We start from the raw sequence: 13,290 nt of genomic DNA on the forward strand, positions 1-13,290 counted from the left end.
TTTACCCATTTATAAAAGGTGAAAACATCAGCAAGATCAGAGGAAAACATCAGTTTTCTTCTGATCTATTGTGCTGTATTAAAGTTGCGGGTCTTGTTTTGATGGTGATTTTGCAGAGAATATTTTTTCTACTGCACCTAAGACAAAAATAAAAAATACCGGGACAAAGAAAATCGCTAAAATCGTCGCAGAAATCATGCCTCCAAATACACCTGTTCCTAATGCATGTTGAGTTTCAGAACTTGCACCTGATGCAATCACCAAAGGAATCACACCACAGGTAAACGCTAGTGAAGTCATAAGAATAGGGCGTAAACGAAGTTTAGCTGCTGCAACTGTGGCTTCAATTAAACTCATGCCTTCTTCTTTGAGCATCTTGGCAAATTCAACAATCAAAATGGCATTCTTTGCCGACAAACCAATAATGGTGATTAAGCCAATTTTAAAGAACACATCATTCATCATCCCTCTCGACATGATCGCAACAGTTGCTCCAAAAATGCCCAAAGGAACCACCAACATGACAGAAAGCGGGATTGCCCAACTTTCATAAAGTGCAGCCAATACAAGGAACACGACCAACATTGAAAGTACCAGTAAAAATGCCATTTGAGACTCGGTTTGTTTTTCCTGTAAAGAAATACCCGTCCATTCATAGCCTATACCTTTGGGCAATTTAGCAATCAATTGTTCCATTTCTCGCATTGCATCACCTGAGGAAGTGTCGAAGTTTGGAATACCTGCAATACTTAAAGATGGTCGTCCGTTATAGCGATTATATTGTTGCGGTGCTTTACTCCATTGAGGTGTGACCACTTCAGACAGGGAAACCAATTGTCCGCTTGCGCCTGCTACCTTGAGACTTAAAATATCTTTTAATTGCATCCGTGATTTGGCATCCACTTGAACAATGACTTGTTGCATCCGTCCTTGATTAGGAAAGTCATTGATATACATTGAACCCATTGAGGTTGAAATAATGTCAGAGACATCAGAAAACTTCACACCCAAAGCATTGAGCTTTTCACGATCAATTTTTAAAGAAATATTGTCCCCTTGCGGTAAACCTTCATTCCAGACCATATAGAACTTTTTATTTTTGGCTGCCATTGCCATCAGCTCATCTTGAGCTGCCAGTAATGCAGGCATACCTAAATTTGCACGGTCTTGTAAACGTAAACTAAAACCTGAAAACGTACCTAGTTCATCAATGGCAGGAGGTAACACCGCCATGGTTGCGCCTTCTTTGCTATTCGCCATGAAAGCGTTTACTGAATTGGTCATCTCTGTCGCTGTAGAAGTACGGTCTTTGAAATCCGTAAGCGTAGTAAATGCCATCGCAACGTTTTGACCAGCACCACTAAAGCCCCAACCTAAGATTGCTGTATTGCTTTTTACATTGGGATTGTCTTTTAGATGCTGTTCAAATTCATTGACAACATTGCGAGTACGTTCTGCTGTTGCATCTGAAGGAAGTTGGAAGGAGGTCAGAAACCAGCCTTGATCTTCTTCTGGCATAAATGCGGTAGGCCAATATTTCATGCCTGCAAAGGTGATTGCTGTGATCACCACAAAGATCAACATCATTGGAATGGTATGTTTAATGACTTTGAGTAGCAGTAATTCATATTTTTTGGTGACTTTATCAAAACTCCGATCAAACCATGCAAAAAAGCCTTTCTTTTGATGGTGCCCATCAATTGGTTTTAGTATCGTTGCACATAGGGCAGGTGTTAAGATCAATGCCAAGAGTGCAGAGAATAAAATCGACACAGACATGGTCAGTGTAAATTGCTGATAGATAATACCGACAGAGCCACTGGCAAAGGCCATTGGTAAAAATACCGCAGCTAGCACCAGTGTTATCCCAATGATTGGGCTGGTGATTTCTTTCATTGCTTTAGAGGTAGCCTCTTTGGGTGGCAAGCCTTCTGTCGCCATAATCCGTTCGACATTTTCAACCACCACAATTGCATCATCGACAATAATCCCGATAGCAAGCACCATCCCGAACATGGTCAAAACGTTGATGGAAAAGCCCAAAAGGAGCATCACTGCGAAAGTCCCGAGTAGGGCAATAGGTGCAACGATGGCTGGAATCAAGGTATAACGGACATTGTGTAAGAATAAATACATCACAATAAACACCAAAACCATGGCTTCAAGTAATGTATGAATCACTTTTTCAATCGAAATTTTAACAAAAGGCGCAGTGTCATACGGGATGCTATACTGCATACCTTCAGGTAAATTCAATTTTAATTCTTCAATTTTGGCTCTTACACCTTCAGCAGTTTTGACTGCATTCGCCCCTGGGCTAAGCTGAATTGCAGCTGCTGTAGCAGGTTGACCATCTTCTAAAATGGCAAAGTTGTAGGCTTGTGAACCCATTTCAACCTCTGCAACATCTGAAAGCTTAATCACGCTACCACTGGTTTTACTCTTTAAACTGATATTTTTAAATTGCTCTACATTTCCCAATTGACCTTGAGCTGACAAAGGAACGGTAATCAATTGTCCTTTTGTCGCTGGAAGATCTCCAAGGCGTCCAGGTGCAATTTCAATATTGTTTTCACGAATTGCCGTATTTACATCGCTGATCGATAAACCATAAGAAATTAATTTATTTGGATCAACCCAGATCCGCATGGCTTTTTCAGCACCAAAAGATTGAACTTTACCAACACCTTCAACACGCTTGAGTTCTTCAACCACATTACGTACCAGATAATCACTCAAATCAACTTCTGAGTATTGTCCATTGGGTGAGTTGATACCGACCAGCATTAAAAAGCCTGATGAAGAAGCTTCTACTTGTAAACCTTGTTGACGAACAACTTGTGGTAACCGTGCTTCCACCGCCTTGATTTTGTTCTGTACATCCACTTGAGCCATTTCAACGTCAGTACCCGGTTTGAACGTTGCAGAAATTTCAGCAGTACCCGAGGTATCGGTTGTTGAACTATAGTAAAGCAGGTTCTTGACCCCCGATAATTCTCGCTCAATCAAAGTGACGACACTATCATTGATGGTTTGGGCAGTAGCCCCTGGGTAGGTCGCACTGATATTGACTTGCGGCGGAGCAACACTTGGAAAGCGTGCAATCGGCAATTTAGGAATACTCAGTACCCCAAATAGAATAATGAAAATCGCTATCACCCATGCAAACACAGGGCGACGTATGAAAAATTGTGACATCATCATTGAGCTCCTTGTGTTGCAGCTGATTCAGCATGTACAGAGGTATTCGCTGTTGTATTGACAGGAACTTTCCATACGCTTAGCTCAAGTTTTTGGTTAGGTTGGATACGCTCAATACCCTCAACCACCACTTTATCCCCGGCTTTTAATCCTTTATTGGCAATGTAATATTGCTCATATTGTTGCCCCAGTTCGATTGGGCGAATATCAGCTGTACCTTTGGCATTGATCACATAGACTTGCGGTTCGCCGTTGATATTACGTTGAATGGCTTGAGCAGGAATCAGTAAAGCTTGTGGAACAGAAGCGCGATTAATATCTACACGAACATACATACCAGGAAGTAATTTTCTTTCAGGATTATTGACCTCGATACGAATAGTGACATCACCTGTTTCCGGATCTACATTGATGTCTTCAAACAACATTCTTGCTGTAACGTTATAGGGTTGACCATGACTGTTGGAAATTCGGAAAGTCTTTTGATCATTTGCAGACAGTTCACCATTTTGCAATGCAGTTTGTAAGCGTTCATATTCACTGATCGACTGTTTAATATCGACATAGACTTTATCAATCTGCTGTACTGTAGCCATTTTATTGCTATCACCTTGACCAACCAAGGCTCCTTCTGTGACAAAGGATTGTCCGATTCGACCTGAAATCGGTGCGCGAACAGTGGCATATTGTAAATTGAGATTTTGACGTGTGAGTAAGGCTTTCATTTGTGATACATCTGCAAGTGCCTGTCGATATTCTGCTTGAGCATTACTGACTTCTTGCTTACTGATGGCATTGCTCGGTAGCAATTGTTGATAGCGTTCTAACTGGACTTTTAAACGTGCCACTTCCGCTTCTGCTTTATTGAGCGATGCACGATTGCTGTTTACATCCGCTTGGAATGTTTCCGAATTAATTTTATAGAGCGCTTGTCCTGCCTTTACTTCACTGCCTTGAGTGAATAACACTTTTTCAATAATACCGCCGACTTGGGGGCGAATTTCAGCCGTACGGAATGCTTGTACACGTGCTGGGAGATTCTCACTGAAATTGACTGATTGAGGTTGAATGTTGAGTACACTGACTTTTGCAGGTGGTGTTTCTGGTTGAGCTGCCTCCTTGGAGCCACAGCCTTGCATCAGCAGCCCGATGGATAAAAATAATGGAAGTAATAGATGCTTTTGCATTCTGTCCAAGCCTTGGGAGTTTTTGATGTTCACATTATTTTTGATGTTTGTGTAACCTTGATCAGCAAAGTGTGGAAAAAGTGTGGAGAAAAGCAGATAAATCAGCGTATCATGCAGATTGACAGAAATTATTTGATGATTCATTCATGTTTGAAGCCTCATTTTCTTTTGATTGCCGCGATAAACAGATCCTTGTTGTTGAAGATGAATATGATATTGGCGATATTATTGAGCGTTATTTAAAACGTGAAGGAATGCGGGTAATTCGAGCGATGAATGGGCGGCATGCAATTGAAATCCATTCAGCTCAACCGATTGATTTAATTCTTTTAGATATTAAATTGCCGGAAATGAATGGTTGGGAAGTACTGAGTAAAATTCGTCAAAAGGCGCAAACCCCTGTCATTATGCTGACAGCATTAGATCAAGATATTGATAAGGTGATGGCACTACGGATTGGCGCTGATGATTTTGTGGTCAAACCATTTAATCCCAATGAAGTGGTTGCTCGGGTGCAAGCAGTGTTGAGACGGACGCAACAGAATGTTTCAGTTCAAAATAGCCACCTCGTTTATAAAAATATAGAGATCAATGCTGAGATTCATAGCGCCTATGTCTATCAAAAAGATCAACGCGTTTTACTCAATCTGACCTTAACTGAATATAAGATTCTCAGTTTGATGATTCACCATCCGCATAAAGTCTTTACTCGCAGTGAATTGATGAATCATTGTTTGCCTGACAGTGATGCATTGGAACGAACGGTAGATAGCCATGTCAGCAAGTTAAGGAAAAAACTCGAAGAACTTGGGTTGCAACAGATGTTGATCAATGTTCGTGGAGTAGGTTACCGACTAGATCAGCCCTCAGCATCATCCTACTTTGAATCTTGATCGGTTTAATTCAGGTCATTTGATTTTCTTGTGTCGATGTTTAAATGTTGAATATACACGTTTAAATTTGTGTTTCATGCTGTGCCAATATTCTTTACCGAATAAGGCAATGACGATCAATAATAAAATTTCACCACCAATCGCCATGACTGTCATCACCCACGCTTTATAAGGAATCTCCAAGAACGGAATGATAGGAAAGGCAATCCAATACGCCACGACAATCGCTAAAAGTATAAAACCGATTTTCTTGCGTAGATTTAACTTTTGTTTAATCATCTCACTTAACTCTATAACATTTGATCGTGTGATTGTTTGCAAGGTTTGCGGAGAAATGATCTTTAAAGTGTGGAAAAAGTGTGTAAGATCAGAAAAAATGAACCTATGATATGGATCAACACGTGGTGAATAAAGCTGGAAAGCTTATGAAGAATAAGTCAGGAATCAGTAAGCAGCTGTTCATTGCACTCAGTATTGTGAATTTGAGCGTAACATTATTCTCGGTTTTGCTGGGTTATATTATTTATAACTATGCCATTGATGTCGGTTGGATTACTTTAAGTTCATTGCAAGGGGAATGGACCGACTTTCATTTTGTCGATTGGATCTGGTTGTCTACGGTTGTTTTTTGCGGGTCAGTGATTTCATTGATTATCGGGATGCATCTTGCGCAAAGATTTATTAAGCCGATTAATTTTTTAGCAGAAGCCGCTGAGAAAATAAGCCAAGGTGACCTTTCAGCACGAGCAGATGACCGCCAGATACATTCTGCTGAAATTTCTGAATTGATGCATAACTTTAATCATATGGCACAAAAACTTGAGCTTTCAGTTAAAAATGCTCAGGTTTGGAATGCTGCAATTGCGCATGAACTTAGAACGCCAATGACGATTTTACAAGGTCGCTTACAAGGCATTATTGATGGTGTTTTTGAACCCAATGTGGTCTTATTTAAAAGCCTGTTAAATCAAGTTGAAGGTTTATCTCATTTAGTTGAAGACTTACGCACATTGAGTTTGGTCGAAAATCAGCAGTTAAGATTAAATTATGAATGGGTCAATACACAGGAAAGTATTGAACGTGTAATTAAACTGTTTGATGATCGTTTGGCTCAAGCCCAACTTATTCCTCAGCTGGATTTGACCACAACACCTGTATATTGCGATCGACGTCGTATTGAGCAAGTTTTAATGGCATTGATTGATAATGCAGTACGCTATGCACATGCAGGTCAATTGACTATTTCTTCAAAAGTGATTGATCATAACTGGATTTTACAGATTGGTGACCAAGGACCAGGCATTGCACAAAAGTATCAAGACCATTTGTTCGATCCATTTTTTAGATTAGAACAGTCGAGAAATAAAGAGTTTGGTGGAACTGGTTTAGGGCTGGCTGTGGTACACGCGATTGTGATTGCTCATCAGGGCACGATTAGATATCAAAATAAAGATTCGAATAGTGTTTTTACCATCCAAATTGAGCGCAATGAATAAGCAACGCTGAGCAAAAGTATTGCCAGAAATTGACTGATTTCTGGCAAGGAGGAATTAACCTGAGTTCGATAAAAATCCTTGATGAAAGATGATACAGTCAAACCGCCTGATTATTCATACAAGTGATTTGAATGATTCATTTATTTTGTACTTTTGAATCATAGATGGTCTTGCTATCGTGAGGCGACATGGATGTCGCCATGTTGAGCGGGGGTAAAGGATGTACCCCTCGCTCAACGAAAGATTTTTGTCACTTTTCATCTCTGAAAAGTGAGGCATCGCCTACGCAAAACAATTTAAACTTTAGAAGTAAAGCGTGGCAGTGCAAGCTTTAGATCATCAAACAATCTATTGATCGCCTTCATTTTATTGATCAGAGCAATGAAACTATATTGATGGTTGCGCTTACGGAGCTTCGCTCCTCATCCAAAATCGGATGAAAATCCAGCAAAAATCCACATAGATTTATTATCTTTCAATGAGTTGAAGATTTAATTGCATCGAATTCACGTTAAATTAATTTAAAGGCATACGGTACTCAATCACCCCTGGTTTCTCTGCTACCCAGTCATACAGTTTTTGTGCTGTATGATTACTTTGTTGAGTGTGCCAATACAGGCGTGCGCATCGGGATTTTTGAGCTTGTTGTTTAACATATTCAATCAAATGTTTACCGATCTGTTGACCTCTGGATTTTGGTGAAACATAGAGATCTTCAAGATAACAATAATCCTGCTCAGCCCATGTCGAGCGGTGAATGACATAGTGAACAAAGCCAAATACAGTGTCTTCATGTTTTGCCACAGCACAATAAACAGGTTCGGCATCAGAAAAAAAACGTTGCCATGTGGTTTGAGTGACTGCACTTGATAAACTGACTTGATAAAATTCTTGATAGGCTAACCAATACCCTAACCACTGTGTGTAGTCCACTTGGGTGACAGGTACAATTTGAATTGATAAATTTTCCACAGGTATTCTCCAGTCGGTATAAGTTTGAAAGCAGAGAAATTAGTGTAATTTTATTGTGGTATCTTCATAAGATACAGTTTTGATCTTTTTGAGAGTACCAGTTGCTTTGAGACGTAAAAAAGGGAGTCTTAGTCTCCCTTGTTTTGGTCAGGTATGTCATAGAATTCCATAATGTCTAAATCACATCTATGGCGAATAGTGGGTATGATAAAAGTGTAATCGTAAAACAATGGTTTATCTTTTAAATTTTCCATTTAAGATCACATAGGACATTAATCCAATGACTAGTCCCCAAAAAGCCCCTCCAATGCCCAACAGATGAATATTTGCAGCAGTGGCTAAAAAGGTGATCAGTGCAGACTCCCGTGTGTCCTGATCATGCATTGCATTTGCCAAACTTCCTGCAATCGTTCCCAGTAAAGCAAGTCCAGCCAACGTTGCAATAAAAACACTCGGGAAAGCACTAAAGAGGCTTGCAAGCGTTAGCCCAAATATTCCAACCAAAATATAAAATATACCTGCAGCAATACCTGCAATCCAGCGTTTAGATGGATCAGTATGAGATGCTTTCCCTGTACAAATCGCAGCAGTGATTGCGGCAAGATTAAATGCATGAGAACCAAAAGGAGCCATTAAAAAAGAGCCCAAACCAGTGATCGTAAATATCGGTTTTAAACTGGTTTGATAACCATCATTTCTAAGTACCAAGATGCCCGGCATATATTGACCTGTGAGTGTGATTAAAAATAAAGGCAGTGCCACACTCAAAAGTGCATTGACTGAAAATGCAGGTACGGTAAAGACAGGCGCAGCCAATTGCAGTTCAAATGCTGAGAAATCAATACGGGATTGTAAAATTAAAAATATCAAACCTAGCCCAAGTACACTGACAACAGCATAGCGAGCAGAAATTCGTTTAGTCAGCATGTAAACAAATAGCATACTGATCGCTAAGACGGGATCAATACTGATATTGGAAAATGCAGAAATGCCGAATTGTAATAAGATTCCAGCGAGCAGACCTGAACAAATGCTTGGAGGGATATAAGCAATCAGTTTTTCAAAATATCCCGTCATGCCTAAAATCACAAAAGCCAGTGCAGAAATCAGATAAGCTCCGACAGCTTCAGCATAAGGAATGCTGACTAATGCTGTAATCAAAAAGGCGGCTGCTGGTGTTGACCATGCCGTAATAATTGGTTCTCGACTGATCCAACTTAGTAGAATGCCTGAAATCCCAACACCAATGGAAATAGACCAAACCCATGAAGCAGTCAGTTCAGCACTTAATCCTGCTGCTTGAGCAGCTTGAAAGATTAGAATAAAAGTACCACCATAGTTGACAATCACCGAAATCAATCCTGCGACAACAGGATGAATCAGATCAGAAGAAAATACTCGAAATGGGCGCCGTTGAGCGTGCATAAGTCAACCCCAAAGATTTTTAATCATGTGTTTAGAGCCCAATCACTTGAGTAAAAGATGTCTTTTTTCTCAATGATTTGGAATGGTCCGATTGAGTGTAGTTTTGATTGTGGTATTTTTATAAGGTACACTTTTGATATTTTTGACAGTACCAGTTTTCTTATGCGTTCACCATCTTCAGCTGTTTTTCCACATTTGATTTTGCCAGAAGGACAGATCAAAGATGGCTTATATCGTGTTTTGCGTGATGCTATCTTGGATGGACGTTTGCGGGCAGGAAGCAAACTACCTTCAAGCCGTGCTTTGGCAGAGATGATGTCTATTTCTAGAAACTCAGTTCTGGCTGCGATAGAACGTTTACTGGATGAAGGTTATTTGCAGACCAAACCGAGTTCTGGAACCTATGTTGTTGAAATTATCCCTGATCATTTGATCAATTTACCCTTGGATACAAATTCGACTTCAGTCCAGCCTCCTCAGCAATTAAAGGTTAATCCGCACATCGCAAATTTGTTGCCCGCATGGCAAAAACAAAATGTTTCTGGACAGGGAGAGAAAATCTTTCATGTCGGTGTGGGCTGTACTGATTTATTTCCACACCGACTCTGGGGAAAGTTGCTGGGAAAAGCATGGCGTCAGTCTTACCGACAGTTGGGGCAGTTTCATGATTGTCGAGGCTATTTACCTTTACGCCAAGCCATTTGTGACTATGTCCGTTCGACTCGAGGACTCAACTGCCATGAACAGCAGATTATTGTGGTCAATGGCACACAGCAGGCGATTCATTTGGCTGCATATGCTTTATTGCAAGCGCAAGACCAAGTCTGTTTGGATGAGCCTGGTTATGATGCAGCATTGAATATTTTTCGCAGCTTTGGCATGACTGTGAATCCCATAGCGAGTGACGATGATGGAATGAAGATCAATGAAATCATTCAACATTATCCAGACAGTCAGCTTATTTATACGGCACCATCGCATCAGTTTCCACTTGGAGGAACTTTAGGTTTGAGTCGCCGATTGACGTTGCTGGAATGGGCAGTGAGTCAGCAAAAATGGATCTTTGAGGATGATTATAACAGCGAGTTCAGATATGGCACGCATCCTATTCAGGCTTTACAAGGTTTAGATCAACATCAACGAGTGATTTATTCTGGAACATTTTCAAAAATGATGTTTCCAGAGTTCCGTTTAGGATTCATGGTCGTTCCAGAAGCATTGATTGAGACATTTAGTCTCGCCAAGTACTACACCGATACACGAAGCGCTTATCTGGAACAAGTTGCTTTGGCATTGTTTATTCAAGAGGGGCATTATGCGAGGCATGTACGAAAAGTACGCAAAGCTTGTTATGAACGACAGCAGGTGCTTATTGCAGAAATCAAACAACGACTTGCGAATGTCTTGACTGTACAGCCGACAGATTCTGGGATTCATTTGGTGTGTTGGCTCAATCAAGGATGGACAGAACAAGATTTCCTAAAAATATGCGCAGAAGTTGATTTAGCTGTACAGCCTTTATCTCGTTACTGCCAAAGTCCTCCTCAAAAAGCAGCAGTTTTATTTGGCTATGCTGCGCATAGCCCTGAGGAAATCCGCTTTAATATTCAACGCTTAGCACAGCATATTGAATCATATTGATGTTATACAGGTCAGGTCAAAGCAGTTTTAAAAAACGATCACGGTGTTGGCTTTCCTGTGGCAATAACTCCAGTACTCGTTGTATGGCGTCAATTCGTTCTGGCATATGGCGAATAATTTTGAGTAATGGATCAATATCTTGCATTTGATAGATCAAATGACTTAAACGAGCATCGAAACAGTCTCGCCATGTGGTCAATAATGGACTTTCTGATTTTGCGAGGAAACTACCTTTGTACAATGAAAATGTGCTGGCTAGAAAACCAGCATTGAGTGACTGTTCTGCTCGGATAAAGTCAGTTTGAATTTCACAAATCAGTTTGTAGGGACGTGATAAAATACAATTCGGAAGCAAGGTTCTGAGTTGTGACATTTCTGCCTTTAAGGTTTTTTCACTGATGTCACGATCGCCATACAGTGCATAATGCAATTCATCTAAATTTATTCCATCTGGATGCAAAATGAGAATGCACAAAATTTCAATTTGTCTGTGAGTCAGTGTTAGAAGTTGTTGATTGAACTGTACTTTAGGTGTACCAAAAACTTTCAGATACAGCATATTTTTTTGTTCAAACTGGATTGCGCGTTGAACCAATTCGGCACATCGCTCGACAGCCAATACACCAAGCGAGGTATGTTTTTTATATTTGGTGGATAAATTAATAATGCCGTGAAATTGACCAGAAACAGGGTCAACGATTGGCGCTGCATAACAAACCCAATCTTGTACGCTATTCATTTGATTTTCATGAGAATACACACAGCTGGAAATATGATTATTCAGCGCTAGACCGATTGCATTGGTACCAACAGCTTGAGTTGACCAATGACCCCCTTCAACAAAATGGACTTGTTCTGCGGACGAAAGCATAGAACGGCTACTCCATGTCCATAATAATGTTCCATGATGGTCAGTGATCCCAATCGCCATTTCTGAGTCATCTGCAATTTTCAATAAATCTGCATAGTTATGTTGGATTGAACGGCGAAATAATGATTGTTCCTGCTCCATGGGCAGGCTTAAAAGTGGCGCAGCATTCATTGGCGCGATATTGAATAAATGTGTGGTTTGTAATGTTGATGTTTGATTACGCGATTGATTCAATAGCTTCATATCATATTCCTTTATGATGCGCGGTTATCGCCATTAATATGTTGTATTCATTGTATAGTTCGGTTTTGACATCACATTTAAGACGTATTAAATCCAGCAAAATGATGGCATTAAAATTCGGGTATTTTTGTCTTGATCTGCATCCACTTTAAAATGTCAGGGCTCAATTTAAAATGAGTTTTCTGCGCATAAATGTTAAATAAAGTTACCCATCCAAAGCTATTCAACTTTGATCAAAGATGCTGAGTTTTAGCCACTTTTTAAGATATTTTCACGTTTAAATGGTTGAGGAACAGGCTCGCCTTTATATTGACGATCGGCAAAGTAACTCGAACGTACCATAGGGGCACTCCAGATATTTTTAAATCCTAATAATTGTCCATGAGTCTGATAATGTTCAAACTCTTTCAACGACACAAAACGGTGAATGGGGGCATGGGACTTTGAGGGCTGTAAATACTGACCAATCGTCACATAATCAACCAAATGATCACTGAGATCATTGAGTAGAACAATGACTTCTGCTTCTACCTCGCCCAATCCCACCATCAAACCACATTTAGTCGCAATATCAGGACGCAAATGTTTAAACTTTTTAAGCAACTCAAGAGAATGTTGATAGTCAGAGCCTGGACGCATTGCCCGATATAAGCGTGGTACAGTTTCAATATTATGATTAAATACATCTGGTGGTGTTTCACTGAGAATTTCAAGTGCAAGATCTAGCCTGCCACGAAAGTCAGGAACTAAAATTTCAATCAATGTATCTGGGCTACTTTGGCGAATTTCTTTAATACAGTCGACAAAATGTTGCGCGCCACCATCTTTAAGATCATCTCGATCTACAGAGGTAATCACCACATATTTCAAATTTAAGTTTTTAACAGTTTCCGCCAAATGTTTGGGTTCATCAGGATCTAAAGTATTTGGGCGACCATGCGCAACATCACAAAAAGGACATCGGCGTGTACAGATGTCTCCCATAATCATAAATGTTGCTGTTCCACCTCCGAAGCATTGCGGTAGGTTGGGACAAGCGGCTTCTTCGCAGACAGTATGCAACTTTTGTTGGCGTAATAAGTCTTTAATGCGTTGTATTTCTTCTGGATGGCTGATTTTGGCACGAATCCATTCTGGTTTCTGTGGAATTTGTTCTGTAGTGATGATTTTGACTGGAATACGTGCCAGCTTATCAGCACCTCGTAACTTTTCACCTGTGGTGATTGAACGTTTTAAATCCATTTTAAATAGTCCATTAAATAAAATAATGAATATAAAATGACACTTTTATTCTATGTGTCAATTATATTTAAAATATTTTAACTGTGAATAAATTGAAGCAAAATATTAATATTATAAAA

At 40.0% G+C, this 13,290-nt stretch carries 10 protein-coding genes; 3 read left to right on the plus strand and 7 right to left on the minus strand.

The window, feature by feature from the left end:
• Window positions 1-78: 78 nt before the first annotated feature.
• On the minus strand, window positions 79-3,201 hold the full coding sequence (locus tag TOL5_RS05145) for an efflux RND transporter permease subunit (protein ID WP_121774180.1): 3,123 nt from the start codon (window positions 3,199-3,201) through the stop codon (window positions 79-81).
• On the minus strand, window positions 3,201-4,388 hold the full coding sequence (locus TOL5_RS05150) for an efflux RND transporter periplasmic adaptor subunit (RefSeq protein ID WP_121774214.1): 1,188 nt from the start codon (window positions 4,386-4,388) through the stop codon (window positions 3,201-3,203). Before TOL5_RS05150 ends, TOL5_RS05145 begins: the two co-directional genes overlap by 1 nt.
• A 146-nt stretch (window positions 4,389-4,534) precedes the next feature.
• On the opposite strand from TOL5_RS05150, the gene adeR reads away from it, so the two are divergent.
• Window positions 4,535-5,281 carry an efflux system response regulator transcription factor AdeR gene (adeR, locus tag TOL5_RS05155; protein ID WP_121774179.1) on the plus strand — a complete coding sequence of 249 codons (747 nt, stop codon included), beginning with the start codon at window positions 4,535-4,537 and terminating at the stop codon, window positions 5,279-5,281.
• 15 nt (window positions 5,282-5,296) lie between these two features.
• On the opposite strand, the gene TOL5_RS05160 is transcribed toward adeR, so the two are convergent.
• Entirely contained in the window at window positions 5,297-5,560 is a 264-nt protein-coding gene (locus TOL5_RS05160; protein WP_121774178.1) for a transporter suffix domain-containing protein, read from the minus strand.
• Window positions 5,561-5,706: 146 nt separating this feature from the next.
• Between TOL5_RS05160 and adeS the strand changes: the two genes are divergently transcribed.
• The gene (gene adeS, locus TOL5_RS05165; RefSeq protein WP_162987675.1) at window positions 5,707-6,777 is read left to right on the plus strand and encodes a two-component sensor histidine kinase AdeS; all 1,071 of its coding nucleotides are present in this window, start codon (window positions 5,707-5,709) and stop codon (window positions 6,775-6,777) included.
• 516 nt (window positions 6,778-7,293) lie between these two features.
• Here the strand turns inward: adeS and TOL5_RS05170 are convergent.
• Together TOL5_RS05170 and TOL5_RS05175 are read right to left on the minus strand one after the other, a co-directional pair.
• The gene (locus TOL5_RS05170; RefSeq protein WP_121775474.1) at window positions 7,294-7,749 is read right to left on the minus strand and encodes a GNAT family N-acetyltransferase; all 456 of its coding nucleotides are present in this window, start codon (window positions 7,747-7,749) and stop codon (window positions 7,294-7,296) included.
• Between the two features lie 234 nt (window positions 7,750-7,983).
• Window positions 7,984-9,174, minus strand: coding sequence for a benzoate/H(+) symporter BenE family transporter (locus TOL5_RS05175; RefSeq protein WP_198114435.1), 1,191 nt, complete (start codon window positions 9,172-9,174; stop codon window positions 7,984-7,986).
• 162 nt (window positions 9,175-9,336) lie between these two features.
• Between TOL5_RS05175 and TOL5_RS05180 the strand changes: the two genes are divergently transcribed.
• Entirely contained in the window at window positions 9,337-10,815 is a 1,479-nt protein-coding gene (locus TOL5_RS05180) for a PLP-dependent aminotransferase family protein (RefSeq protein ID WP_139420378.1), read from the plus strand.
• A gap of 16 nt (window positions 10,816-10,831) precedes the next feature.
• Here the strand turns inward: TOL5_RS05180 and TOL5_RS05185 are convergent, their stop codons facing one another.
• Together TOL5_RS05185 and lipA are read right to left on the minus strand one after the other, a co-directional pair.
• The gene (locus tag TOL5_RS05185; RefSeq protein ID WP_004829600.1) at window positions 10,832-11,929 is read right to left on the minus strand and encodes a helix-turn-helix domain-containing protein; all 1,098 of its coding nucleotides are present in this window, start codon (window positions 11,927-11,929) and stop codon (window positions 10,832-10,834) included.
• 249 nt (window positions 11,930-12,178) lie between these two features.
• Window positions 12,179-13,171, minus strand: a complete 993-nt coding sequence (gene lipA, locus TOL5_RS05190) for a lipoyl synthase (RefSeq protein ID WP_058971584.1) — start codon at window positions 13,169-13,171, stop codon at window positions 12,179-12,181.
• Between the last annotated feature and the right edge of the window lie 119 nt (window positions 13,172-13,290).

This window comes from Acinetobacter sp. Tol 5 (assembly GCF_019702905.1).
GTDB lineage: Bacteria > Pseudomonadota > Gammaproteobacteria > Pseudomonadales > Moraxellaceae > Acinetobacter > Acinetobacter bereziniae.